20 protein-coding genes are annotated in these 24,656 nt (G+C 74.7%); 14 read left to right on the top strand and 6 right to left on the bottom strand.

The features are described from left to right. The first annotated feature begins 28 nt into the window (after window positions 1-28). The 8 genes from ENKNEFLB_RS14630 (at window position 29) to ENKNEFLB_RS14595 (ending at window position 11,121) form a co-directional block, all read left to right on the top strand. On the top strand, window positions 29-1,066 hold the full coding sequence (locus ENKNEFLB_RS14630) for a Bug family tripartite tricarboxylate transporter substrate binding protein (protein ID WP_214056080.1): 1,038 nt from the start codon (window positions 29-31) through the stop codon (window positions 1,064-1,066). Beyond that, window positions 1,063-1,596, top strand: a complete 534-nt coding sequence (locus ENKNEFLB_RS14625) for a tripartite tricarboxylate transporter TctB family protein (RefSeq protein ID WP_214056079.1) — start codon at window positions 1,063-1,065, stop codon at window positions 1,594-1,596. Before ENKNEFLB_RS14630 ends, ENKNEFLB_RS14625 begins: the two co-directional genes overlap by 4 nt. Further along, window positions 1,596-3,164: a tripartite tricarboxylate transporter permease gene (locus ENKNEFLB_RS14620; protein WP_214056078.1), complete on the top strand. Its 1,569-nt coding sequence runs from the start codon at window positions 1,596-1,598 to the stop codon at window positions 3,162-3,164. The genes ENKNEFLB_RS14625 and ENKNEFLB_RS14620 overlap by 1 nt, the downstream gene beginning before the upstream one ends. Beyond that, window positions 3,161-3,589, top strand: coding sequence for a universal stress protein (locus ENKNEFLB_RS14615; RefSeq protein ID WP_246535564.1), 429 nt, complete (start codon window positions 3,161-3,163; stop codon window positions 3,587-3,589). The genes ENKNEFLB_RS14620 and ENKNEFLB_RS14615 overlap by 4 nt, the downstream gene beginning before the upstream one ends. 74 nt (window positions 3,590-3,663) lie before the next feature. Then, window positions 3,664-5,109, top strand: a complete 1,446-nt coding sequence (rimO, locus tag ENKNEFLB_RS14610) for a 30S ribosomal protein S12 methylthiotransferase RimO (RefSeq protein WP_214056077.1) — start codon at window positions 3,664-3,666, stop codon at window positions 5,107-5,109. Next, window positions 5,106-5,732, top strand: coding sequence for a CDP-diacylglycerol--glycerol-3-phosphate 3-phosphatidyltransferase (gene pgsA / locus ENKNEFLB_RS14605; protein ID WP_214056076.1), 627 nt, complete (start codon window positions 5,106-5,108; stop codon window positions 5,730-5,732). The genes rimO and pgsA overlap by 4 nt, the downstream gene beginning before the upstream one ends. A 177-nt stretch (window positions 5,733-5,909) precedes the next feature. After that, entirely contained in the window at window positions 5,910-10,592 is a 4,683-nt protein-coding gene (locus tag ENKNEFLB_RS14600; protein ID WP_214056075.1) for an ExeM/NucH family extracellular endonuclease, read from the top strand. Window positions 10,593-10,788: 196 nt separating this feature from the next. Then, window positions 10,789-11,121, top strand: coding sequence for a helix-turn-helix domain-containing protein (locus tag ENKNEFLB_RS14595; protein ID WP_214056074.1), 333 nt, complete (start codon window positions 10,789-10,791; stop codon window positions 11,119-11,121). 141 nt (window positions 11,122-11,262) lie between these two features. Here the strand turns inward: ENKNEFLB_RS14595 and ENKNEFLB_RS14590 are convergent, their stop codons facing one another. The 6 genes from ENKNEFLB_RS14590 to ENKNEFLB_RS14560 form a co-directional block, all read right to left on the bottom strand. Then, window positions 11,263-11,970 carry a hypothetical protein gene (locus ENKNEFLB_RS14590; protein WP_214056073.1) on the bottom strand — a complete coding sequence of 236 codons (708 nt, stop codon included), beginning with the start codon at window positions 11,968-11,970 and terminating at the stop codon, window positions 11,263-11,265. A 359-nt stretch (window positions 11,971-12,329) separates the two neighbouring features. Continuing rightward, window positions 12,330-13,133: a DNA-formamidopyrimidine glycosylase family protein gene (locus ENKNEFLB_RS14585; RefSeq protein ID WP_214056072.1), complete on the bottom strand. Its 804-nt coding sequence runs from the start codon at window positions 13,131-13,133 to the stop codon at window positions 12,330-12,332. Next, the gene (locus ENKNEFLB_RS14580) at window positions 13,126-18,036 is read right to left on the bottom strand and encodes an Lhr family ATP-dependent helicase (protein WP_246535563.1); all 4,911 of its coding nucleotides are present in this window, start codon (window positions 18,034-18,036) and stop codon (window positions 13,126-13,128) included. Before ENKNEFLB_RS14580 ends, ENKNEFLB_RS14585 begins: the two co-directional genes overlap by 8 nt. Before the next feature lie 58 nt (window positions 18,037-18,094). Next, window positions 18,095-18,766, bottom strand: coding sequence for an NUDIX hydrolase (locus ENKNEFLB_RS14570; RefSeq protein ID WP_214056071.1), 672 nt, complete (start codon window positions 18,764-18,766; stop codon window positions 18,095-18,097). Continuing rightward, window positions 18,763-19,371, bottom strand: a complete 609-nt coding sequence (locus tag ENKNEFLB_RS14565) for an isochorismatase family protein (RefSeq protein ID WP_214056070.1) — start codon at window positions 19,369-19,371, stop codon at window positions 18,763-18,765. Before ENKNEFLB_RS14565 ends, ENKNEFLB_RS14570 begins: the two co-directional genes overlap by 4 nt. Before the next feature lie 10 nt (window positions 19,372-19,381). Beyond that, window positions 19,382-20,704 carry a nicotinate phosphoribosyltransferase gene (locus ENKNEFLB_RS14560; RefSeq protein WP_214056069.1) on the bottom strand — a complete coding sequence of 441 codons (1,323 nt, stop codon included), beginning with the start codon at window positions 20,702-20,704 and terminating at the stop codon, window positions 19,382-19,384. Window positions 20,705-20,848: 144 nt separating this feature from the next. On the opposite strand from ENKNEFLB_RS14560, the gene ENKNEFLB_RS14555 reads away from it, so the two are divergent. From ENKNEFLB_RS14555 to ENKNEFLB_RS14530, 6 genes are all read left to right on the top strand, one after another. After that, window positions 20,849-21,040, top strand: a complete 192-nt coding sequence (locus ENKNEFLB_RS14555) for a hypothetical protein (protein ID WP_214056068.1) — start codon at window positions 20,849-20,851, stop codon at window positions 21,038-21,040. Between the two features lie 64 nt (window positions 21,041-21,104). Further along, a complete protein-coding gene (locus ENKNEFLB_RS14550; protein ID WP_214056067.1) occupies window positions 21,105-21,260 on the top strand; it encodes a hypothetical protein in 156 nt (51 codons plus the stop codon). Next, a complete protein-coding gene (locus ENKNEFLB_RS14545) occupies window positions 21,257-21,451 on the top strand; it encodes a DUF3046 domain-containing protein (protein WP_214056066.1) in 195 nt (64 codons plus the stop codon). The genes ENKNEFLB_RS14550 and ENKNEFLB_RS14545 overlap by 4 nt, the downstream gene beginning before the upstream one ends. Further along, window positions 21,448-22,758 carry an MFS transporter gene (locus ENKNEFLB_RS14540; RefSeq protein ID WP_214056065.1) on the top strand — a complete coding sequence of 437 codons (1,311 nt, stop codon included), beginning with the start codon at window positions 21,448-21,450 and terminating at the stop codon, window positions 22,756-22,758. The genes ENKNEFLB_RS14545 and ENKNEFLB_RS14540 overlap by 4 nt, the downstream gene beginning before the upstream one ends. Then, window positions 22,755-23,603 carry an S-methyl-5'-thioadenosine phosphorylase gene (locus ENKNEFLB_RS14535; protein WP_214056064.1) on the top strand — a complete coding sequence of 283 codons (849 nt, stop codon included), beginning with the start codon at window positions 22,755-22,757 and terminating at the stop codon, window positions 23,601-23,603. Before ENKNEFLB_RS14540 ends, ENKNEFLB_RS14535 begins: the two co-directional genes overlap by 4 nt. Further along, entirely contained in the window at window positions 23,600-24,655 is a 1,056-nt protein-coding gene (locus ENKNEFLB_RS14530; protein WP_214056063.1) for an NAD-dependent epimerase/dehydratase family protein, read from the top strand. Before ENKNEFLB_RS14535 ends, ENKNEFLB_RS14530 begins: the two co-directional genes overlap by 4 nt. The last annotated feature ends 1 nt before the right edge of the window (window position 24,656 follow it).

Below are 24,656 nucleotides of genomic sequence, written 5' to 3'. Positions count from 1 at the left end.
ACCACCGTGCACCACCTCCGGGAGAGACATGTTCCCTGCACCACCGACCCGCCGCCGCGCCGGGCGCGCCGGACGACCCCGCGGTCGCCGTCGCCTGCGTGGCGCGGCCGCCGCACTGGCCGCGCTGGCCCTGCTGACCTCCGCCTGCGGGGTGACCCGCGGCGACGACAGCGCCGACCTCGAGATGTGGATCCCCAACAGCCCGGGCGGCGGCTACGACCAGACCGGCCGCGCGGCCGTCGGCGTGATGGAGCAGGAGAAGATCACCGGGGGCGACTTCCAGGTCACCAACATCCTCGGCGCCGGCGGCGCAGCCGCGATGACGCAGCTGATGGGCCAGGAGGGCAACGAGCGGATCCTGATGACGATCGGCCTCGGCGTCGTCGGCTCGACGTACTCCTTCGCCGCCGACGCGCGGCCCCAGGACGCCACGGCGGTGGCGCAGCTGATCGAGGAGCAGGAGGGGGTGCTGGTCCCGGCCGAGTCGCCGTTCCGCACCATCGACGACCTCGTGGACGCCTGGGTCGCGGACCCGTCCTCGGTCGTCGTCGGCGGCGGGTCGTCGCCCGGCGGGCCCGACCACCTGTTCCCGATGCAGCTGGCCGAGACCGTCGGCATCGACCCGCAGGAGGTCCGCTACGTCACCTACGACGGCGGCGGGCCGCTGACCAGCGCCCTGCTCGGCAACAAGATCCAGGTCGGGTTCTCCGGGCTGAGCGAGTTCGAGGGCCAGATCGCCGCGGGGGACCTGCGCGTGCTGGCCGTCTCCGGCGAGGAGCGCCTCGACGGCGCGGCCGTCGCGGACGTGCCGACCCTGACCGAGTCGGGCATCGACCTGATCTTCATCAACTGGCGCGGCGTCCTCGCCCCGCCGGGCATCTCCGAGGAGCGGCGCGACGAGCTGATCGCGTACCTCACCGAGATGCACGACTCCCCGGAGTGGCAGCAGACCCTCGCCGACAACGGCTGGATCGACGCCTTCCGCACCGGGGACGACTTCGAAGCCTTCCTGCTGGAGCAGGACGAACGCGTCGCGTCGACGCTCGAGGAGCTGGACCTGCTGTGAGCACCCACATCGACGAACCACGCACGGACGACCCGGCGCCCGCGCCGACGGGCGGGGTGGACAAGGCGCAGTACGGCCTGGCCGCGCTGCTGGTCGTGGTCGGCCTCTACACCGTCTACGACGCCACCACCCTGCGCATCGGGTTCGGCGACCCGGTCGGGCCCCGCGCCTTCCCGTACGTCGTCGGCACCGTCCTGGCCGTGCTCGGCGTCCTGCTGGCCCTGGCCACCGCCCGCGGCTCGGTCGGGGAGCTGGAGGGCGGCGAGGACGTCGACCTGGCCCAGGGCTCCGACTGGGTCACCGTGGCCAAGCTGGTGGGGGTCATCGCCTTCACCATCGCCACCGTCGACCTCCTCGGCTGGGCGATCACCGGCGCCGTGCTCTTCGCCGGCGGCGCCTGGGCGCTGGGCAGCCGCACCCTGGTGCGCGACGTCATCGTCGGCCTCGTCCTGGCCGTCGGCAGCTGGTACGCCTTTTACGTCGGCCTCGGCATCCCGCTGACGCCCGGCCTGCTGGACGGGGTGCTCTGATGGGTGACTTCGACCTCCTGCTCGGCGGTCTGGCGGCCGCGGCCACGCCGGAGAACCTCATGTTCGCCGCGATCGGGGTCCTGCTGGGCACCTTCGTCGGCGTCCTCCCGGGCATCGGCCCGGCGATGGCCGTGGCGCTGCTGCTCCCGGTCACCTTCGGCCTCGAGCCGACCCAGGCCTTCATCATGTTCGCCGGCATCTACTACGGCGGCATGTACGGCGGGTCGACGACCTCGATCCTGCTGAACACCCCCGGCGAGTCCGCCTCGGTGATGACCGCGCTCGAGGGCAACAAGATGGCCAAGAAGGGCCGGGCCGCGCAGGCCCTGGCCACCGCGGCCGTCGGCTCGTTCGTCGCCGGCACCATCGGCACCCTGCTGGTGGCCTTCTTCGCCCCGCCGCTGGCCAAGGTCGCGGTGGAGATCGGCGCCCCGTCGTACTTCGCGATCATGGTGCTGGCGCTGGTGATGACCACCGCGGTGCTCGGCTCGTCGGTGCTGCGCGGCTTCGTCGCACTGTTCCTGGGGCTGACCATCGGCCTGGTCGGGCTCGACCCGAACACCGCCCAGGCCCGGATCAGCCTGGGCCAGGACCAGCTCATCGACGGCCTCGACATCGTCGTGGTCGCCGTCGGGATCTTCGCCCTCGGCGAGGCGCTCTGGGTCGCGGCGCACCTGCGTCGCACGCCGCTGCAGATCGTCCCGGTCGGTCGCCCGTTCATGGGCCGCGCCGACTGGGGCCGTTCCTGGAAGCCGTGGCTGCGCGGCACCGCGCTGGGCTTCCCGTTCGGGGCCATCCCCGCCGGCGGCGCCGAGCTGCCCACGTTCCTGTCCTACGTGACCGAGCGGAAGCTGGCCAAGGGCGACGAGTTCGGCCACGGCGCCATCGAGGGCGTCGCCGGGCCGGAGGCCGCCAACAACGCCTCGGCGGCCGGGATGTTCGTGCCGATGCTCGCCCTGGGCCTGCCGGTCACCGCGACCGCGTCGGTGATGCTCGCCGCGCTCCAGGGCTACGGCATCCAGCCCGGCCCGCAGCTGATGACCGACCAGGCCGACCTGGTCTGGACGCTGCTGGCCAGCCTGCTGATCGGCAACTTCCTGCTGCTGGTGCTGAACCTGCCGCTGGCGCCGGTCTGGGCGCGGCTGCTGCGGATCCCGCGTCCCCAGCTGTACGCGGGGATCCTGTTCTTCGCCTGCCTGGGCGCCTACGCGACCAACCTGGACCCGTTCGACATCGGCCTGCTGCTCGTCTTCGGCCTGCTCGGGCTGATGGTGCGCCGCTTCGGCCTGCCGGTGCTCCCGCTGATCCTCGGCGTCATCCTCGGCCCGCTGATGGAGGAGAAGCTCCGCGAGGCGCTCTCGCTGTCCGACGGCGCCTGGAGCGGGCTGCTCGCCGAGCCCCTCGGGATCGGCGTGTACGTCCTGATCGCGGTGCTGGTCGTCCTCCCGCCGCTGGCCAAGCGCCGGGCGGCCGCCCGCGGCACCACCCCGCCGGACCTCACCCGCCCGAGCGACCCGACCGACCCCACCGACCCGACCGACCGTGACGAGGAGAGGGTGTCCCGATGAGCACCGACAGCACGCAGCCCGGCCCGGTGGTGGTCGCCTGGACGCCCGACGAGTTCGGCGCCGTGGCGCTCGAGCACGGCCTGGCCGAGGCCGCCGACCGCGGCAGCCGGGTGGTCGTGGTCAACGCGACCAAGGGCGACGCGCTGGTCGACCCCCGCTACGCCTCGGACGACGCGGTGGGCCGGCTCCGCGAGAGCGTCGCCGGCCGGGACGTGGAGGTCCGCCAGTCCACCGGGGCCGACGTGGCCGAGCAGGTGCTGGCGGTCGCCACCGAGGTGGGCGGCTCGCTGGTGGTGCTCGGGATGCGCAAGCGCACCCCGGTCGGCAAGCTGCTGATGGGCAGCGTGGCCCAGCGGGTCCTGCTCACCGCCGACTGCCCCGTGCTGGCGGTCAAGCCCGGCCAGGCGACCCCGGCACGCGGCTGAACGTCACGCCGGGGGACCGGCCCACGGGGCGCGGGTTCGGTCCCGGGGGGGTGGGCGCGCCATACTCGGGGACGATGACGACGCCCACCACCGCCCCTGCGGTCGCCCCTGCCCCGCCGGCCGACGAGCCCGAGCTGCACGCCGTCGCCGTGGTGACCCTCGGCTGCGCGCGCAACGAGGTCGACTCCGAGGAGCTCGCCGGCCGCCTGACGCAGGGCGGGTTCCGCCTGGTCTCCGACCCGGCCGACGCCGACAGCGTCCTGGTCAACACCTGCGGGTTCGTCGAGGCCGCGAAGAAGGACTCGGTCGACACCCTGCTGCAGGCCGCGGACCTGAAGGAGAACGGCCGCCCGAGCACCGTCGTGGCGGTCGGCTGCCTGGCCGAGCGGTACGGCGCCGACCTCGCCGACTCCCTGCCCGAGGCCGACGCGGTCCTCGGCTTCGACGACTACCCCGACATCGCCGCCCGCCTGCGCGGGATCGTGGCGGGGGAGCGGCCGGCCGCGCACGTCCCGGCCGACCGGCGCCGGCTGCTGCCGATCAGCCCGGTCGACCGGGCCGCCGAGGCCCCTGCCCGGGTCGAGCGCACCCGCCTCGAGACCGGGCCGCTGGCCTCGCTGAAGCTGGCCAGCGGCTGCGACCGCCGGTGCACCTTCTGCGCGATCCCGTCCTTCCGCGGCAGCTTCGTGAGCCGCCGCCCCAGCGACGTCCTGCACGACGCGCAGTGGCTGGCCGGCGAGGGCGCCCGCGAGCTCTTCCTGGTCTCCGAGAACTCCACCTCCTACGGCAAGGACCTCGGCGACCTGCGCCTGCTCGAGTCGCTGCTGCCGACGCTGGCCGCCACCGACGGCGTCGAGCGGGTCCGGGTGTCGTACCTGCAGCCGGCCGAGACCCGCCCCGGGCTGGTCGAGGCGATCGCGACCACGCCGGGCGTCGCGCCGTACTTCGACCTGTCCTTCCAGCACGCCAGCGCCACGGTCCTGCGCCGGATGCGCCGCTTCGGCGACCCCGAGTCGTTCCTCGGGCTGCTCGACCAGGTGCGCTCGCACGCGCCGCTGGCCGGGATCCGCTCCAACGTGATCGTCGGCTTCCCCGGCGAGACCGAGGAGGACCTCGAGACGCTGACCGACTTCCTCGTCGCCGCGCGCCTCGATGTCGTCGGCGTCTTCGGCTACTCCGACGAGGACGGCACCGAGGCCGAGTCCTTCACCGACAAGCACGACGAGGACGAGGTCGCCGCGAGGCTGGCCCACGTCACCGACCTGGTCGAGCAGCTCACGGCGCAGCGCGCCGAGGAGCGCCTCGGCGAGGTGGTCGAGGTCCTCGTCGAGCACGTCGCCGTCGAGGACGGCGAGGTCGTCGTCGAGGGCCGCGGTGCCCACCAGGGTCCGGAGGTCGACGGCCTGTGCCGCGTCCAGGGCCACCCCGGCGACCTGCGCGTCGGCGACCTGGTCACCGGCACGGTCGTGGCCAGCGAGGGCGCCGACCTGGTCGTGACCTCCGCGGGGACGGTGCGATGAGCACCACCACGCCCGGGGTCAGCAACTGGAACCTGCCGAACGCGCTGACCACGTTCCGGATCCTGATGGTGCCCTTCTTCGCCTGGGCGCTGCTCGTCGACGGCGGCGACTCCGTGCTCTGGCGCTGCGTGGCGTGGGTGCTGTTCGCGGTCGCGATGATCACCGACAAGGTGGACGGCGACATCGCCCGGGCGCGCGGCCAGGTGACCGACTTCGGCAAGATCGCCGACCCGATCGCCGACAAGGCGCTGACCGGGATGGCCTTCATCGGCCTGTCGATCCTCGGCGACATCTGGTGGGCCGTCACCGTCGTGGTCCTGCTCCGCGAGTGGGCGGTGACGCTGCTGCGCCTCTCGGTGCTCAAGCGCGTGGTGATCGCCGCCGCCGACCTGGGCAAGTGGAAGACCACCTTCCAGGCGCTCGCCCTGGGCGGGCTGTGCCTGCCGCTGCGCGACCCCGACCTGGTGGACTGGCTGCAGACACCGGGCGAGGTGCTCTTCTACGCCTTCCAGGCGTGCCTCGTGGTGGCCGTGGCGCTCACGCTGTGGTCCGGGTTCGAGTTCTTCCGTGGCGTCTGGCAGCAGCGCCACGAGCTCCGCGGACCGCGTTCCACCACCGTCTGAGCTCTCGCGGGAGCCGGCCACATCACGTTCACGTGGAGTTGACGCGCGGGCTGTTCCCGTGCGGTCCAGACCGGGTTAGGGTCCTACCGCTTCGCCCCTCACCCCTCTGTCCGACCGAAAGGTCTCTTCACTGTGTCCTCGCGCACCCCGCGTCACCCGAGTCGAAGGCGGGGGCTGGTGGCCTCGGTCACCGGGCTCAGCGTCGCCGTCTCCCCCCTCGTCCTGGGCCTCTCGTCACCGGCAGCGGCCAGCCCGCTCGGTGACGACCTCGTCATCTCGGAGGTGTACGGCGGTGGCGGCAACTCCGGCGCCACCTACACCCACGACTTCGTGGAGCTCTACAACCCGACCGACGCGGCGATCGACGTCGACGGCCTGTCGGTGCAGTACCGCAGCAGCGGCAACACCGGGGCCGGCGCCACGGCGCTGACCGGGTCGGTCGCCCCCGGCGGCTACTACCTGGTGCAGGAGTCGCAGGGCAGCGGCGGCAGCACCCCGCTGCCGAGCCCGGACGCCACCGGGACCCAGTCCATGGCCGGCGGCTCCGGCACCGTCGCGCTGGTGCGCGGCACCGAGCCGGTCACGCTGAGCCCGACCGCCCCCACCGGCGGGCCGCTGGTGGACCTGGTCGGCTACGGCAGCGCCGCGGTCTCCGAGGGTGACGTCGACGCTCCCGGTCTGAGCAACACCACCTCGGCCTCGCGCGACGCCGACGGCACCGACACCGACGTCAACGGGGCCGACTTCACCGCCGGCACGGTCGCACCGGTCTCCTCCGGCGGCGAGCCGGAGCCCCCGCCGCCGCTCGGCGACGTCGAGATCGCCGAGATCCAGGGCACCGGCGCCCAGAGCCCCCTGGTCGGCCGCGAGGTCACCACCTCCGGCGTCGTCACCGCGCTCTACGACGGCAGTTACAACGGCTTCTTCCTGCAGACCGCCGGCACCGGCGGCGCCACCGACGCCACCCCCGGCGCCTCCGACGCCGTCTTCGTCTACGGCGGGCCGGACTTCGACGGGGCCGGGCTCGCGCTCGGCGACTCCGTCGAGGTCACCGGCCAGGTCGCCGAGTTCGGCGGGGCCACCCAGGTCAGCGTCGACGCCGACGCGATCACGCCGGTGAGCCCGGCGCTGACGCCGGTCACCCCGCTCGCCGCGGCGTACCCGACGACGACCGCGGACCGCGAGGCGCACGAGGGCGAGCTGCTCGCGCCGACCGACGACTTCACGGTCACCAACGTCTTCAGCACCAACCGGTACGCCGAGATCGGCCTGGCCACCGGCGACCGCCCCCTCATCCAGCCGACCGAGGTCGCCGACGCCGGCAGCCCCGAGGCGGACGCGGTGGCGGCCGACAACGCCGCCCGCGGCGTCGTCCTGGACGACGGCGCGAGCATCGACTTCCTGCCGTTCAACGGCGGCGACAACCAGGACGTCCCGCTGCCCTGGCTCTCGCAGCAGAACCCGGTCCGCGTCGGTGCGGCGGCCGAGCTGGTCGCCCCGGTCGTCCTGGACTACCGCAACAACACCTGGAAGCTGCAGCCCCAGCAGCAGGTCACCGACGAGGGTCGCGACGTCGCGACCTTCGAGAACACCCGCCCGCAGAACGCGGAGCCGGCCGACGTCGGCGGCGACCTGTCGCTCGGCACCTTCAACGTGCTGAACTACTTCAACACCACCGGCGCGCAGTTCGAGGCCAACGGCGGCGAGTGCACCTACTACCTCGACCGCGACGACGACCCCGTGTCGGTCAACTCGTGCACGCCCGACGGGCCCCGCGGCGCGGCCGAGCTCGGCGACTTCCGCCGCCAGCAGGCCAAGATCGTCGCGGCGATCAACACCATGGACACCGACATCGTGTCCCTGGAGGAGATCGAGAACTCGGTCAAGCTCCTGACCGAGACCGACCGGGACGACGCCGTCAAGGCGTTGGTGGACGCGCTGAACACCGACGCCGGCACCCGCCGCTGGGCCTACGTCGCCTCCCCGGCCGCCGCCGACCTACCGCCGCTGGCCGAGCAGGACGTCATCCGTACCGCGTTCATCTACGACCCGTCCGCGGTGCGCCCGGTGGGTGACTCCGAGGTGCTCGTCGGCTCCGAGGCCTTCGCCAACGCGCGCGAGCCGCTGGCCCAGGCCTTCAAGCCGGCCGGCGCCGGCCGGGCCGACGTGTTCGCCGTGATCGTGAACCACTTCAAGTCCAAGGGCTCCGGGACCCCGGACCCCGACGGGCAGGGCAACGCCAACGACGAGCGCGTGGCCCAGGCCGCGGCGCTGGCCGACTTCGCCAAGGAGTTCTCGGTGGACCGCGGCACCCGCAAGGTGTTCCTCACCGGCGACTTCAACTCCTACTCGGAGGAGGACCCGATCCAGCTGCTCGAGGGGGAGGGCTTCAGCAAGCTCGAGTCCGACACCCCCGACGAGTGGAGCTACAGCTTCAGCGGCCTCTCGGGCTCCCTGGACCACGTCCTGGCCAGCCCCGCCGCCCGGCGGATGGTGACCGGGGTCGACATCTGGGAGACCAACGCCAACGAGTCGGTAGCCTTCCAGTACAGCCGTCGGAACTACAACGCGGCCCAGTTGTTCAGCCGCGACGTGTTCGCCGCCTCGGACCACAACCCCGAGGTCGTCGGCCTCAGCGCGAGCCCGACCACCGCGACGGAGGTCCAGCTCCTGGCCACCAACGACTTCCACGGCCGGATCCAGGCCGACGGGACCGTCGCGGGTGCCGCCGTGCTCTCGGGCGCCGTCAAGCAGCTCCGCTCGGAGAACCCGAACACGGTGTTCGCCGCGGCCGGTGACCTGATCGGCGCGTCGACCTTCGCCTCCTTCATCGCCGAGGACAAGCCGACGATCGACTCCCTCAACGAGGCCGGTCTCGACGTCTCCGCGGTGGGCAACCACGAGTTCGACCAGGGCTACGACGACCTCACCGGTCGCGTGCTCGAGCCCGAGTCCGCCCAGAACCCGAACGGCGGCGCGGAGTGGAAGTACCTCGGGGCCAACGTCCGCTTCAAGGACACCGGCTCCCCGGCCCTGGACGCCACCTGGATCCAGGACTTCGACGGCACCGAGATCGGCTTCGTCGGCGCGGTCACCGAGGACCTCCCGTCCCTCGTCTCCCCGACCGGCATCGAGCAGCTCGACATCACCGACGTGGTCGAGGAGACCAACGCGGCCGCGGCCGACCTCAAGGCCGAGGGCGCCGACGTCGTCGTGCTGCTCGTCCACGAGGGCGCGCCCGGCACCGACTGCACCACCTTCGACGACGACCCGTCCTCGAAGTGGGGCAGCATCGTGACCGGCGTCAACGACGACGTCGACGCGATCGTCTCCGGCCACACGCACCTGGCCTACGACTGCTCCCTGCCCGTCGAGGGCTGGGCGGACCGTGAGGTCACCGAGCGTCCCGTCGTCTCGGCCGGTCAGTACGGCACCAACCTCAACCGGATCCGGTTCGAGGTCGACTCGTTCACCGGTCGGCTGCTGGACGTCGAGCAGGACCTCCTGCCGCTCGCCGGCAACTACCCGGCCGACCCGGCCGTGACGAAGATCGTCGCCGACGCCGTCGCCGAGGCCAAGGTCCTCGGCGCCGAGCAGCTCGGGGACATCGAGGACACCTTCAGCCGCGCGAAGCTGGCCAACGGCACCACCGAGAACCGCGGTGGCGAGTCCACCCTGGGCAACCTGGTCGCCGAGATCCAGCAGTGGGCCACCGAGGCCGAGAACCGGGGCGGCGCGCAGGTCGCGTTCATGAACCCCGGCGGTCTGCGGGCCGACCTCACCGGTCTGCTCGAGCAGGGCTCGCCCCGCCCGGTCACCTACGAGCAGGCCGCCACCGTGCAGCCGTTCGCGAACACGCTGGTCAACCAGCAGATGACCGGGGAGCAGATCAAGGCGGCCCTCGAGCAGCAGTGGCAGCCCGACGGCGCGTCGCGGCCGTTCCTGAAGCTGGGGATCTCGGAGGGGTTCACCTACACCTACGACCCCGACGCCCCGCGCGGTGAGCACGTCCTGGACATGCGCCTGGACGGCGAGCCGGTCGACCTGTCGGCGTCGTACTCGGTGACGGTCAACTCCTTCCTGGCCGGCGGCGGTGACGACTTCGCCGCCTTCAGCGAGGCCGCGACCACCGGCAGCCCGCAGGACACCGGCGTGACTGACCTGCAGGCCACCGTGGACTTCCTCGAGGAGTTCGCCTCCGAGGAGCCCCTCCCGGTCGACTACTCCCAGCGCGCGGTCGGCACCCAGCTGTCCGCCGAGGAGGTCGCCCCGGGCGACACGCTGACCCTCGACCTGTCGTCGCTGTCGATGACCGGCCAGGGCGACGTGACCGACGACGAGGTGACGGTGCTGCTCGACGGCGCCGAGCTGGCCACCGCGCCGGTCACCACGCAGGTCCAGGAGGCGCTGCCCGGCTTCGACGAGGCCGGCACCGCCACCGCGGAGGTGACCCTGCCCGACGCCGTCGAGGCCGGTGCCGCCGAGCTGACGGTCGTCGGGGAGCAGACGGGCACCGAGGTGGTCGTCCCCGTGCAGGTCACCGGTGACGGCGGGGAGCCGGGCGAGCCGGCCACGCCGACCATCACGGTCGACCACCAGCCGAAGCCCGTGATCGCCGGTCGGACGCGGGCCCGCCTGCTCGTCGACGTGACCGCCGAGGGTGCGGAGGCCAGCGGCCAGGTCCGGGTCAAGGTCCGGGGCCGCACCGCGCGCCTGGTCGACCTCGACGAGGACGGCAGCGCCGTGACCCGCCTGGGCCGCTTCGCCCGGACCGGACCCAAGGCGGTGCGGGTGGTCTACCTCGGGGACGAGGACGTCGCCCGCGGCGTCGTCGTGCACACCGTGCGGGTGCGCCGCTAGACCGGCACCGCACAGCATCGAGCAGCAACCAGCAGGGGGTCGGCGTCCGCGCCGGCCCCCTGTGGGCTGTCCGGTGCCCGTCCCTCGGGGTCCGGGGGTGAGCCGGGCGAGCAGGAAGAACGGAGGACCTTGTAGCGTTGAGACCCACGAGCCGGTCACCGCAGCCCAGCCCGCCGACGATCCGAGGGAGAACGCCATGGTCCTGTTCCGACGCTTCCTCGGGGACGTCCTGCGCGGACACCGGGTCGACCAGGGGCTGACCCTGCGCCAGCTCTCCCAGGAGGCCCGGGTCAGCCTCGGCTACATCTCCGAGATCGAGCGCGGCCAGAAGGAGGCGTCCTCCGAGCTGCTGGCCTCGCTCTGCGGTGCGCTCGACCTGCCGCTCTCCGACGTCCTGCGCGACGTCTCGGACGCGATCGTGCTCGAGGAGGCCGCCACCCGGCCCGTGCCGCTGCCGGTCACCGTCAAGGTCCCGGTCCGCGTCCCCGCCCCGGGCGGCACGCCCGACGTGGTCGCCTCCGCCGCCTGACCCTGAACTGACGCTCGCGGCGCGCCGAGGTGACGCTCGCGGACAGCCGAGATGACCGTTGCGGACAGCCGAGATGACGGTTGCGGCGCTCCGAGGTGACGCTCGCGGCGCGATCGATGCCGGTCGGGGTCCCTCCCTGCGTCACCGGTCCAGCCAGGCGAATCCGAGGCCGTAGCCCCGGTCGCTGCGGATGATCGTCGAACACTCCGAGTCGATGATCGTCACCGCGCGGCGGGTGCCGGTCCGGTCCTCGACGACGGCGGTGTAGGTCGGGTCGGGGCTGCCCGCGCAGTCGACCATGCCGCCGGTGATCGCGTGCAGCCCGATGCGAGCACGCTCGGCCTCCTCGACGGTCAGGTCCCGGACACTCGGCTCGTCGTCCTCGGCGCCGCGCGGCCAGGTGCAGAGGATCCCGCGTACTGCCGGCAGCGGCATGACCATCGGGGCGCGCCGACCGAGCAGGTAGCCGGTGTCGAGCGAGGCTGACGGACCGTCGACGTCGACGCTGTCGGGCCTACGCGGGTTCTCCGGGCAGACGAGCGGGAGGCCGCTGGTGGCGTCCTCGAGCTGGTCGGCGTGCTGGCGCCCGAACGCCGCCATCAACGTCCCGTACACCCCGAGCGCGTCGGGGCCGCCGACCCACGTTCCGCTGGTCGGCACCTGTGCGGCGCAGTCCTGGTCGGTGTGCCCGACGACGGTGGTGACACCTCCGTCGGCGTACCCGATCTGGACCCGGTAGGTGCGGCCGAAGAACCTGCCGCAGCGGGCCGATGCCGGGAGGTCTCGCTCGGCGAGCTCGGTCAGGACGGTGAGGTCCTCCGCGTGCGTGGTCAGGGCGTCGGAGGGCACCTCTGCCGGGGCCGTCCGTCCCTCGGGCCCGGGACAGAACCTCGCCCAGAGCGGCGTGCCGTCGATGCTCTCCCGCGTCGCCTCGGCGGTGTCGAGGCACCCGTCGGGAGCCGGGGCACCGGACGAACGGATCTGACGCGAGGGTGCGGGTTCTCGCCCGTCCGTCCCCCCGGTGACGGCGCACCCGGGCGACCAGGCGCCCGTCAGGGCCACGAGCAGGGCCACCCCCGTACGCCCCCACCTCGTCGTCGACACACACCTGTGACGTCTCGGGGCGGCGGGAGGTTCCACCTGCCGCCGAGGTGCCCGGAAACGTCAACTCGACTGTCCGCAAGCGTCATCTCGGCTGTCCGCGAGCGTCATCTCGGCTGGCAGCGTGGGCACCAGAAGGTGACGCGCTCGCGCCCGACCGGGCCGAGGTCGCCGACCTCGACCCGGGTGCCGCAGCGCCGGCACGGCTGGCCGCCGCGGGCGTAGACCCACAGCGGCTGGCGCAGGTCGCCGGTGGTGGCCTGGGTGGCGCGTTCCTTGTTCATCACCAGCAGCCGGTGGCCCAGGTCGACCAGGCCCGACGGCCCGGGCGGGTCGGGCACCCGCGAGAACGGTGTGGTCGGGTCGATCCCGCGCAGGAACAGCATCTCGGCGGCGTACATGTTGCCGATCCCGGCCACGCAGGTCTGGTCGAGCAGGGCCTCGTGGATCGACCGCTCCGGGGCGGCACCGAGCCGGCGTACGGCCTCGTCCCGGTCGGCCTCGCCCCAGCCCGGCCCCAGCAGGTCGGGCCCGACGTGGCCGACCACGCTGTCCTCGTCGGCGGTGGCCACCAGCTCGACCACGCCGAGGGAGAAGCCGACCGCGGTGACGGCGTCGGTGCCGAGCACGACGCGGGCCTGGTGCGCCGGGCGGCCCCACCGCTGTCCCGGGCGGAGGAGGTGCCAGGAACCCTCCATCCGCAGGTGGGTGTGCAGGGTCCAGTCGCCCGACTTGTGGCGCAGCCGGGTCAGCAGGTGCTTGCCGCGGGAGCGGGTACGCACGACGTGCGCGCCGATGAGGTCGACGGTGGCCAGCTGCGGCACCCGCAGGTCGGCGACCTCGAGCACCCGCCCGGACAGCGCGCGGTGCAGCGACCGGGCGGTGCGCCAGACGGTGTCCCCCTCAGGCACGCAGCCGCAGCCCCTTCGGCGTGGCCACGAACCCGGCGCCGTCCAGCGCGGTCCGCAGCGGGGTGGTGCCGCGGCCGAGCAGCTGCGCGCCGTCGGCGCGCTCCACGGTGAGACGGCCCAGCGACCCGCGGGTGGCGGCCGCGGCCAGGGCGGTGGCCGCCGGGCCCAGCCGGCGGTCGTCGTCGGTCCAGGTCAGCAGGGTCCGCCCGCCGCGCTCGACGTAGAGCACGAGCTCGCCGTCGACGAGGACGACGAGCGCCCCGGCCTTGCGTCCGGGCCGGTGGCCCTTGCCGCCCTCGGCGTCGCCACCCTCACCCGCACCCCCCTGGGCCTCGGCGTCGCGCTCGGGCCAGGGGAGGGCGGCCCCGTACGGGTTCGCGGGGTCGGTGGCCGCCAGGGCGACCGCGACGGGGGCCGCGTCGGGCCCCACCTCGCTGAAGGTGCGCAGCCGGTCGATCGCGCCGGCGGTGCCGAACTGGGCGGCGCCGAGGCCCTCGACGAAGTACCCGCGGCGGCACCGGCCCGACTCCTCGAAGGTCGACAGCACCCGGTAGACCGCGGCGAAGCCGCCGATGATGCGCTCGTTGACGACGGCACCGCGGATGACCACGCCGTGCCGGTCGAGCAGCCGCTCGGCGGTGCCGGCACCGCGGCGCACGACGTCGGTGTCGAGCTCGGGCAGCACCGACCAGCGCCCGGCCGCCTGGGGCGGTCCGGTGCGCGAGGGCATCGCGCGCCCGGCCGACCCGGCGCGGCGGGTACGGGCGGGCGCGCGGCGGGTGCGGTGGGTCCCGGCGCTGCCGCGGGTCAGCGAGCGCAGCGGGGCCAGGGTGTCGTTGGTGACCCGGCCCGACCAGACCAGGCCCCACAGCGCGTCGGCCAGGGCGCCGTCGGCGGTCTTCGGCAGGACCTGGCCGACCGTGGTGGCCAGCTGACGGAAGAACCAGGCGCCGCCGGGGGCCAGCGCGTCGAGCACGGCCTGCTGCAGCTCGGTGGGCGGCTCGTCGTCGGGCTCGGGCAGGGTCAGCGCGGCCTGGTCGGCGAGGTGCAGCGAGACCCACCCGTCGCTGCCGGGCAGCGTGCCGTGCCCGGCCCAGACGAGCTCTCCGGTCGCGGTCAGCTCGTCGAGGAAGGCCGGCTCGTAGTCGCGCACCCGGGCCGGCAGCACGAGCGACTCGAGCGCCGAGGCCGGCACGGGCGCCCCGGCCAGCTGCTCGACGACGGCGAGGACGCCGTCGACGCCGCGGTGGCGCCCGCCCGGGCCCTTCGTGGTGGTGACGCCCTGCCAGGCCGGCAGGAAGCGGCCCAGGGCGGCCGGGTCGACCGGCTCGACCTCCTGCCGCAGCCGGGCCAGGCTGCGCCGTCGCAGCCGGCGCAGCACCTCGGCGTCGCACCACTCCTGGCCGCTCGCGCCGGGGCGGAACTCGCCCTCGACGATCCGCCCCTGGCTGCCGAGCCGCTGGAGGGTGTGCCGGACGACGGCGGTGCCGAGCCCCAGCCGGGTCGCCACGTCGTCGACGGTGAACGGCCCGTGCGTACGCCCGTGGCGGGCGACCAGGTCGGCCAGCGGGTCCTCGACGGTGTCGGCGAAGACGTCGGGCGTGCCGGGCGGCACCGGCACCCCGAGCCCGTCACGCAGCCGGCCGACGTCCTCGACGGCCGCCCACCGGTCCTCCCCGCCCATCCGCACCGCGACCAGGCGCCGCTGCGTCCCGAGCGCGGCCGTCCACTCCTCGACGGCCTCGGCCAGGTCGGGCCGCGTCCGCTCCCGCAGCTCGGCGGTCGAGAGCGGGCCGAGCACCCGGACCAGGTCGGCCACGCCCTCGGCGTCGCGGATCCGGCGGTCCTCGGCCAGGCGCTGCAGCTCGGCCTCCACCTCGGTGAGCACCGCGGGGTCCAGCAGCTCGCGCAGCTCGGCGCGGCCGAGCAGCTCGGCCAGCAGGCCCTGGTCGAGGGAGAGCGCGGCGGCGCGGCGCTCGGCGATGGGGGAGTCGCCCTCGTAGACGAACTGGGCGACGTAGCCGAAGAGCAGGCTGCGGGCGTACGGCGACGGGCTGGTCGTGGACGCCTCGACGACCGAGACCTCGCGTCGCTCGACCCTGCGCATCAGCGTGGTCAGGGCGGGCAGGTCGTAGACGTCCTGCAGGCACTCGCGGACGGCCTCGAGCACGATCGGGAACGACGGGTACTTCGAGGCCACCTCGAGCAGCGCCGCCGAGCGCTGCCGCTGCTGCCACAGCGGCGAGCGGCGTCCGGGGTCGCGGCGCGGCAGCAGCAGGGCCCGGGCCGCGCACTCGCGGAAGCGGGAGGCGAACAGCGAGGACCCGCCGACCTCGGTGGTGACGACCTGCTCGATCTCCTCGGGGTCGAAGACCACGACCTCGCCCGAGGGCGGCTCGGCCTCGGTGTCGGGGATCCGCACCACGATGCCGTCGTCGGAGGCCACGGCCTGGCCGTCGACGCCGTACCGCTCGCGGAGCCGGGCGTTGATCGCCAGCGCCCACGGCGCGTGGACGGGGGTGCCGTACGGGGAGTGCAGCACCAGGCGCCAGTCGCCGAGCTCGTCGCGGAAGCGCTCGACCAGCAGCGTGGTGTCCGACGGCAGCACCGACGTCGCGTCGAGCTGCTCGTGGAGGTAGGTCACCAGGTTGCCGGCGGCGAACGCGTCGAGCCCGTCGTCGCGGGCCCGCTCGACCGCCTTCTCGCGCGGCATCGAGCCCAGCTCACGGGTGTAGCCGCCGACGGCCTCGCCCAGCTCGGCCGGTCGGCCGAGCGAGTCGCCGCGCCAGAACGGCAGCCGGCCGGGGACGCCGGGCGCCGGGCTGACCAGGACCCGGTCGTGGGTGATGTCCTCGATCCGCCAGCTGGTCGCACCGAGGGCGAAGACGTCGCCGACGCGCGACTCGTAGACCATCTCCTCGTCGAGCTCGCCGACCCGACGCCCCGGGCCCTCGCCGCCGGCGAGGAAGACCCCGAAGAGACCGCGGTCGGGGATGGTCCCGCCCGAGGTGACCGCCAGCCGCTGCGCGCCCGGACGGCCGGTGATCGTGCCGGCCACCCGGTCCCAGACCACGCGGGGGCGCAGCTCGGAGAACTCGTCGCTGGGGTAGCGGCCGCTGAGCAGGTCCAGGGTGCCGTCGAACGCCGAGCGGGGCAGGGCGGCGAAGGGGGCGCTGCGCTTGACGAGCGCGAAGAGCTCCTCCACGTCGACGGCCTCGAGCGCGGTCGTCGCGACCACCTGCTGGGCCAGCACGTCGAGCGGGTTGGTCGGCACCCGCAGCGCCTCGATCCCGCCGGTCCGCATCCGCTGCACCGAGACCGCGGTCTGCACGAGGTCGCCGCGGTGCTTGGGGAACAGCACCCCGCGGGAGACCTCGCCGACCTGGTGGCCGGCCCGGCCGACCCGCTGCAGGGCGCTGGCCACGCTGGGCGGGGACTCGATCTGGATGACGAGGTCGACCGCGCCCATGTCGATGCCGAGCTCGAGGCTGCTGGTGGCGACCACCGCGGGCAGCCGGCCGCGCTTGAGGTCGTCCTCGATCAGCGACCGCTGCTCCTTGGAGACCGACCCGTGGTGGGCCTTGGCGATGACGACCGGGGTCTTCTCGTCGGCCGCGGAGCGGGGGGAGGCCGACGAGCCGGCCTGGCCCATCAGCTGGGCGGGGGTGCGCGGGCCGTCGCCGCCACCGGCCTCGGGGTCGTCCGGGTCGAGCCCGGCGCGCTCGGAGGCGATTTCGTTCAGCCGGGCGGTCAGCCGCTCGGCCAGGCGACGCGAGTTGGCGAAGACGATGGTGGAGGTGTGCTTCTCGATCAGGTCGACCACCGCGTCCTCGACGTGCGGCCAGATCGAGGTGGAGCGCTCGGGGCGACGGTCGGCGGTGTCGCCGAAGAAGTCGTCGGCGAAGGGGTCGAGGTCGGCGCCGTCGGGGGCGTCGGTCCCGCCGGCGTCGGCGTCGTCGGCCAGCCCCACCACCTCGGGTCCATCGGCGGGCGGGTCTGCCAGGGCGACCGCACCGCCCGGCGGGTCGGGCACGAACGGGGACGCGCCCGCGGCGGACCCGCCTGCGGGCCCACCGCCGGACCGGCCCACCGGGGCGCCGGCGCCGACGGGCTCGCGGGTCGACGCCTCCACCGGGACGTACGCCTCCGGGTTGGTCATGTCCTCGACCGGGACCACCACCGTCAGGTCCCACCGCTTCTCGGCCGGCGGGGCCACGATCTCGACCGGGGCGGCACCGCCCAGGAACCGGGCGACCTCCTCCAGCGGGCGCACGGTGGCCGAGAGGCCGACCCGCTGCGCGGGCTTGTCGAGCAGCGCGTCGAGGCGCTCCAGCGACAGCGCCAGGTGGGCGCCGCGCTTGCTGCCGGCGACGGCGTGCACCTCGTCGATGATCACCGTCTCGACGCCGCGCAGGGTCTCGCGGGCGGCGCTGGTGAGCATCAGGAACAGCGACTCGGGGGTCGTGATCAGGATGTCGGGCGGGGCGGTGGACAGCTTGCGCCGGTCGGCGGCGCTGGTGTCGCCCGAGCGGACGCCGACGCGGACGTCCTGCACCTGCGTGCCGAGCCGGTGCGCGGTGTGGCGGATGCCGGTCAGCGGGGCGCGCAGGTTGCGCTCGACGTCGACGCCCAGCGCCTTGAGGGGGGAGATGTAGAGGACCCGGCAGCGGTGCGCCTTCTCCTCCGGCGGCGGGCTGGTCATCAACCGGTCCAGCGACCAGAGGAACGCCGAGAGCGTCTTGCCGGAGCCGGTCGGCGCGACGACCAGCGCGTGGCGGCCCTCGCCGATCGCGGCCCAGGCGCCGGCCTGTGCCGGGGTGGGGGCGGCGAAGGCGGCCTCGAACCAGGCCCGCGACGGCGCGCTGAAGCGGGCCAGGGCGGAGTCGGGGGTCGGGTCGCTCACCCGGTCAGTCTTGCCGACGCCGCCGACACCCCTGCGGGTCCGGTCGGGCGGGGCTGCGTCAGCCGGCCGGGCGTACCAGCGGGGGCTGCACGTCGCGGCCGCTGCCGCGCCGGTAGAGCAGGGACCCGCCGTCGCCCGACGACGCCTCGACCGGCTCGACGAACCCGGCGGTGCCGAGCACCTTGCGGCGGAAGGTGCCGAGGTCGGGCGGCGTGCCCCACACGGCGGCGTAGACCCGGCGCAGCTCGGGCAGGGTGAACGGCTCGTGCACGAACTGCAGGGCCAGCGTCGTGTACTCCAGCTTCGCCCGCACCCGCTCGACGGCGTCCGCGAGCACCTCGGCGTGGTCGAAGGCGAGCGAGGGGACGTCCTCGACGGCCCACCAGCGCGCGCCGGCGGCGTCGGAGCCGGCGACGGGCTCCGGCAGGTCCGGGGCGAGCACCACGTGGGCCACCGAGACCACCCGGCCGCGGGGGTCGCGCTCAGGGGCCGAGTAGGTCCGCAGCTGCTCCAGGTGGCCGGCGAACCGCTCCACGCCGGTCTCCTCGCGCAGCTCGCGCCAGGCCGCGTCCTCGGCGTCCTCGCCGGCCTCGAGGAACCCGCCGGGCAGCGCCCAGGTGCCGGCGTACGGCTCCGAGCCCCGCTCGACCAGCAGCACGGCGAGCGTGCCGTCGCGGATGGTCAGCACCGCCAGGTCGACGGCGACCGAGACCTGCTCGGGGCCGCTCACGCCGGGCCCCACGGTCCGGTGACGGCGCCGGCGGCGCGCATCTCGCCCAGCGCCGCCTCGGTGGTCGCCGGGGCCACCCCGGCGTGCAGGCCGTCCAGCAGGCGCACCCCGAAGCCCTCGCGGCGGGCGTCGAGCACGGTGGCCCGTACGCAGTGGTCGGTGGCGATCCCGACGACGTCGACGTCGCCGACGCCGGCCGCGCGCAGGAGGTCCGCGAGGCGCCGGCCGTCGTCGTCGACGGCCTCGAAGGCGGAGTACGCCGGCTCGCCGACGCCCTTGCGCAGGTGCACGTCGACCGCGGCGGTGTCGAGCCCGGGGGCGTAGTCGCTGCCGCCCTCGTCGCGCAGGCAGTGCGCGGGCCAGGTGTCGACGAAGTCGGGGTCCGTGCCGGGCTCGGCGAAGTGGCCGCCGTTGGTGCCGTGCGGCTCGTGCCAGTCGCGGGAGGCCGCGACCAGGGCGTAGGCGTCGCGGTGCGCGGCGAGGTGGTGGGTCACGGCCTCGGCGACGGCGTGGCCGCCCTCGACGCCGAGCGAGCCGCCCTCGACGAAGTCGACCTGGACGTCGACGACGACCAGGGCCCGCGGAGCGGTGGATGGGGTGTCCATGGTTCCTCCTTCAGTGGGTGACGGGGGTGGCCTCGAGGTACGCCGGCCCGGCCGTCACGCGGCGGGCCGCGGCCGGGAGCGAGGCCAGCGAGGCGGCGGCGTGCCGGCGTACGTCCGCGAGGTCGGGGCGGTGCACGACCTCGCCGCCGCGCACGACGGGCACCTGGACCGCGCTCGCGCCCTCGGGCACCGCGCGGCCGTCGGCGGCGTAGTGCTCGGAGCGGAGCAGCCCGTCGGCGTCGTGCTCGCGCCAGACGGTCTTGCGACCGCCGACCGAGGCCTTGGACGCGGACTTCTTGGCCACCGGGCGCAGGGGGGCGTCCGGGTCCGGGCCGTCCCCGACGGCGACCAGCTTGTAGACCAGGCCGGCGGTGGGGTGGCCGGAGCCGGTGACCAGCCGCGTGCCGACGCCGTACCCGTCGATCGGGGCGTCGCCGAGCGCGGTGATCACGAACTCGTCGAGGTCGCTGGTGACCGTCACGCGGGTGCTGGTGGCGCCGAGCTCGTCGAGCAGGGCGCGGGCGCGTGCCGACTCCTCGGCGAGGTCGCCGGAGTCGATCCGGACCGCGCCGAGCCCGGGCCCGGCCACCTCGACGGCGGTGCGGATGCCCTGAGCGATGTCGTAGGTGTCGACCAGCAGCGTGGTCCCGGCGCCCTGGGCCTCGACCTGGCTGCGGAACGCCTCGGCCTCGGTGGCGTGGGCCAGGGTGAAGGCGTGCGCGGCGGTGCCGACGGTGGGCACGCCGTGCAGGCGCCCGGCGGCGAGGTTGCTGGTGGAGGAGAACCCGGCGAGGTACGCCGCGCGCGCCGCCGCCACCGCGGCCTGCTCGTGCGCGCGCCGCGAGCCCATCTCGATCAGCGGCCGCCCGCCCGCCGCGTCGACCATCCGCGCCGCCGCGCTGGCCACGGCGCTGTCGTGGTTGAGCACCGAGAGCGCCAGCGTCTCCAGCACGACGCACTCGCCGAGGGTGCCGCTGACGGTGAGCACCGGGCTGCCGGGGAAGTAGAGGTCGCCCTCGCGGTAGGCGTCGACGTCGCCGGTGAACCGGAACCCGCGCAGGTAGTCGGCGCCGGCCGCGTTGACCACGCCCTGCTCCTCCAGCCAGGTGACGTCGTCCTCGCCGAAGCGGAAGTCCTCGATCATCGGCAGCAGCCGCCCGAGCCCGGCGACCATCCCGTAGCGACGCCCCTCGGGGAGCCGGCGCCCGAAGCACTCGAAGACCGCCCGGTCCTCCACCGTGCCCTCGGTGACCCAGGACGAGAGCATCGTCAGCTCGTAGCGGTCGGTCAGGTACGCCGGGGACAGCGTGGGGGGCGTCGCGGACAGCGCCATCGGTCCTCCATCTCGGGGGTGGCACGAACCTAGGACGACCGCAGGGGCCGGCGCGAGCCGGGGTCGTCGTCCCGGCACTCGTACCCGGAAGGAACGAAGTCGGTTCGCGACCACCGTGCAGCTGGATCGTCCCAGGTCAGCGAGGTGCGTCATGCAGCCGCTGAGACTTCGGTCCTTCCGGGTACGGCGTACGACGCGGCCGCCCGGGCCTACCGCGACGCGACCGCCGCGCTGCCGACCCACCTCGGACCCGTGACGGGGGAGTGGGGCCGGGTGCTGGGTGCCGGCGCGCGCGTGCTCGAGATCGGCAGCGGCTCGGGCCGCGGCGACCCGTGAGGGCGGGCGGCTGCACCTCTCGCTGAAGGAGGGTGACGGGGAGGGGTGGTCGACCCACGGTGCTGTGGCGCAGCCCCGGTTCTTCACCTACTGGCGCGAGGGGCCGTTGCGGGCCGCGCTCGCCGACGCCGGGTGGGCCGTCGACCGGCTGGAGCGCCGGGCCGGTCTCCGTGCCGACCGCTGGCTCGTCGTCGCCGGCGTGAGACGCTTCTGCAGGTGAGGTACACCGAGTTCTGGGACCGTCTCGAGCAGGCGCTCGGGCCGGTCTACTACAAGGTCTGGGCCGACCAGCAGGTCATCGGCGAGCTGGACGGGCGGACGCCCAAGCAGGCGCTCGACGCCGGCGAGGACCCGCGCCGGGTCTGGCGCGCGGTCTGGGCCGTGCTCGAGCTGCCCGACCGCGACCGATGAGCGCGCCGCTCGCCCCCGACAACCGGGAACGCACCGCGCCCTCGGCCGAGGAGGTGACACGCGCCCAGACCCGCACCCTGCGGGTCCTCGTCCTCGCTCAGGCCCTCGGTGCCGTCGGGATCACGATCGGGATCGCCACCGCCTCGCTCCTCGCGCGCGACCTGTCGGGCCGCGACAGCCTGGCCGGGCTCGCGCAGACCTTCCAGGTGCTCGGTGCCGCGGTCGCGTCCTGGCTGCTGGCGCGGCTGATGTCGCGCCGCGGGCGCCGGATCGGCCTGGTCAGCGGGTGGCTGCTCGGTGCCGCGGGCGGCGCGGTCGTCGTCGTGGCCGGCGCCGTCGGCTCGATGCTGCTCCTGCTGGCAGGCGCCGTGCTGCTCGGCTCGGCCACCGCCGCCAACAGCGGCGCCCGGTACGCCGCCACGGACCTCGCCGTCGCCGACCGGCGGGCCCGCTCGCTGGCCGTGGTGGTGTGGGCGACCACCATCGGCGCGGTCGCCGGGCCGAACCTGACCGGCCCCGCCGCCGGCCTGGCCACGGCGCTGGGCCTCCCGGCGCTGACCGGACCGTTCCTGGTCGCCACCGCCGGCATGCTGGTCGCGGCGCTCGTGATCGGCGTCCTGCTGCGGCCCGACCCGCTGCTGCTGGCCCGCGCCGCGGCCGGCCCGCCCGTCGGCCCGCCCACCGGCACGTCGTGGTCGCGCGTGCGCGCCGCGGTGGCCGAGACGCCGGCGCTCGGGTGGGCGGTGGCCGGGCTCGCCGGCGCGCACGCCGCGATGGTCGCGGTGATGGTGATGACCCCGCTGCACATGGAGCACGGCGGCTCCGACCTGCGGGTCATCGGCCTGGTCATCAGCATCCACGTGCTCGGCATGTTCGCCTTCGCCCCGGTGGTCGGCTGGCTCGCCGACCGGTTCGGCCGGTCGACGGTGCTCGGCGCCGGGGGAGCGGTGCTGCTGCTGGCGCTCGCCCTGTGCGGTGCGGCGCCCGAGGGCGGTTCGGCCCGGATCACGGCCGGGCTGTTCCTGCTCGGCGTCGGCTGGTCGCTGGCCACCGTCGCGGCCTCCACCCTGGTCGCCGACCTCGCGCCGCTGGAGGTCCGCACCGACGTCCAGGGCGCCTCGGACCTGCTGATGAACGTCGCGGCCGCCGCGGCCGGCGGCCTCGCCGGTGTCGTGGTCGGTGTCGCCGGCTACCCCGCCCTCGCGCTGGGGGCGGTGCTGCTCGCCGGGCTGGTGCTGCTGGCCGCCGTACGCACCGCGGCCCACCCCGACCGCGACCGCGACGGGCTGGCACAGTTGCCCCGGTGAGCACGACACCCGCGCAGCCCGCCGTCCCCGAGGCCCCCGTCGCCGAGATCGCCGTCATCGGCGGCACCGGCTTCTACTCCTTCCTCGACGACCCCGTCGAGCACGCGGTGACCACCCCGTACGGCGACCCGTCGGCGCCGATCTCGGTCGGCACGGTGGCCGGCCGCTCGGTCGCCTTCGTCCCGCGGCACGGGCCGCACCACGACCACCCGCCGCACGGGATCCCGTACCGGGCGAACGCGTGGGCGCTGCGCTCGCTCGGCGTGCGCCAGGTCCTCGCGCCGTGCGCGGTCGGCGGGCTGCGCCACGAGGTCGCCCCCGGTGACGTGGTCGTCCCCGACCAGCTGGTCGACCGCACCTTCCGCCGCGTGGGCTCGTTCGTGGAGTCCGGCGCGGTGCACCTGCCGTTCGCCGACCCGTACTGCCCCCGGCTCTCCGGCGCGATCAGCACCGCCGCCCCCGACGTGAAGACCGGCGGGACCATGGTCGTCGTCGAGGGTCCGCGGTTCTCGACCCGTGCCGAGTCGAGGAACTACGCCGACCAGGGCTGGACCCTGATCAACATGACCGGCGCACCCGAGGCGGCGCTGGCCCGCGAGATGGGCATGTGCTACTCCGCCATCGCGCTGGTCACCGACATGGACGCCGGCGCCGAGAGCGGTGACGGGGTCGGCCAGGAGGAGGTCTTCGCGCTGTTCAAGGCCAACCTCGAGCGGCTCACCGGCCTGCTCTCCGACGTCATCGCCACCGCGCCCGACCCGGCCGGCTGCGGCTGCTCGACCTGGTCCGACGGGCTCGAGCTCACCTACGACGTCCCGGGCGCCGGTTCGGGGGTCCGCGCATGAAGGTCCTGCTCACCGGCTCCGCCGGCTTCATCGGCAGCGCGGTCGACGACGCGCTCACGGCCCGCGGCGACGAGGTCGTCCGCGTCGACTGGATGCTGCCCAACGCCCACGGCGCCGGTGCCGCGCTGCCCGGCGGCACCCACCGCCTCGACGTCCGCGACGCCGCCACCAGCAGCGAGTGGGCCGACCTGCTCCGCGGTGTCGACGTGGTGTGCCACCAGTCCGCGCTGGTCGGTGCCGGTGTCACGGTCGCCGACCTGCCGGCGTACGCCGCCCACAACGACCTCGGCACCGCCGCGCTGCTGGCCGCGATGGCCGAGCACGGGCTGACCCGGCTGGTGCAGGCCTCCTCGATGGTGGTCTACGGCGAGGGCCGCTACACCTGCCCCGAGCACGGCGACCAGCCGCCCGGCTCGCGCAGCGTCGAGGCGCTCGAGTCCGGCGACGTGGAGAACCACTGCCCCGTCTGCGACCGGGTGCTCGGCTGGGACGTCGTCGATGAGGACGCGCGGCTGGAGCCCCGCAGCGCGTACGCCGCCAGCAAGCTCGCCCAGGAGCACTACGCCCTCGCCTGGGCCCGCCAGGCCGCCTCGGCGGCGGTCTCGCTGCGCTACCACAACGTGTACGGCCCGCGGATGCCCAAGGACACCCCGTACTCCGGGGTGGCGGCGATGTTCCGCTCCTCGCTCGAGCGGGGCGAGGCGCCAAAGGTCTACGAGGACGGCGGGCAGATGCGCGACTTCGTGCACGTGGCCGACGTGGCCCGCTGCAACGTGGCCGCGATCGACGCCGTCGTGGCCGCCCCGACCGGCACCCACGTCGCCTACAACGTCTGCTCGGGGCAGCCCGTCTCGATCCTGGACGTCGCGCGCACCGTCGCCGCGGGCACGGGCGTCGACATCGACCCCGAGGTGACCGGCGGCTACCGGCTCGGCGACGTCCGCCACATCGTGGCCTCGCCGCGGCGCGCGAGCGAGGAGCTCGGCTTCACCGCCGCGATCAGCCCCGACGTCGGCTTGCGCGAGTTCGCGACGGCGCCGCTGCGCGACTGAC

The organism is Nocardioides aquaticus, assembly GCF_018459925.1.
Classification (GTDB): Bacteria; Actinomycetota; Actinomycetes; order Propionibacteriales; family Nocardioidaceae; genus Nocardioides; species Nocardioides aquaticus.
The sequence above is the reverse complement of the archived record's forward strand: the minus strand, read 5'-3'. Positions and strand labels throughout refer to the sequence as shown.

Excerpts from the sequence above, each read along its gene's own strand:
- ENKNEFLB_RS14630 (WP_214056080.1), top strand. The coding sequence starts at position 29 with ATGTTCCCTGCACCACCGACCCGCCGCCGCGCCGGGCGCGCCGGACGA.
- ENKNEFLB_RS14620 (WP_214056078.1), top strand. The coding sequence starts at position 1,596 with ATGGGTGACTTCGACCTCCTGCTCGGCGGTCTGGCGGCCGCGGCCACG.
- ENKNEFLB_RS14615 (WP_246535564.1), top strand. The coding sequence starts at position 3,161 with ATGAGCACCGACAGCACGCAGCCCGGCCCGGTGGTGGTCGCCTGGACG.
- rimO (WP_214056077.1), top strand. The coding sequence starts at position 3,664 with ATGACGACGCCCACCACCGCCCCTGCGGTCGCCCCTGCCCCGCCGGCC.
- pgsA (WP_214056076.1), top strand. The coding sequence starts at position 5,106 with ATGAGCACCACCACGCCCGGGGTCAGCAACTGGAACCTGCCGAACGCG.
- ENKNEFLB_RS14595 (WP_214056074.1), top strand. The coding sequence starts at position 10,789 with ATGGTCCTGTTCCGACGCTTCCTCGGGGACGTCCTGCGCGGACACCGG.
- ENKNEFLB_RS14565 (WP_214056070.1), bottom strand. The coding sequence starts at position 19,371 with ATGGACACCCCATCCACCGCTCCGCGGGCCCTGGTCGTCGTCGACGTC.
- ENKNEFLB_RS14560 (WP_214056069.1), bottom strand. The coding sequence starts at position 20,704 with ATGGCGCTGTCCGCGACGCCCCCCACGCTGTCCCCGGCGTACCTGACC.
- ENKNEFLB_RS14540 (WP_214056065.1), top strand. The coding sequence starts at position 21,448 with ATGAGCGCGCCGCTCGCCCCCGACAACCGGGAACGCACCGCGCCCTCG.
- ENKNEFLB_RS14530 (WP_214056063.1), top strand. The coding sequence starts at position 23,600 with ATGAAGGTCCTGCTCACCGGCTCCGCCGGCTTCATCGGCAGCGCGGTC.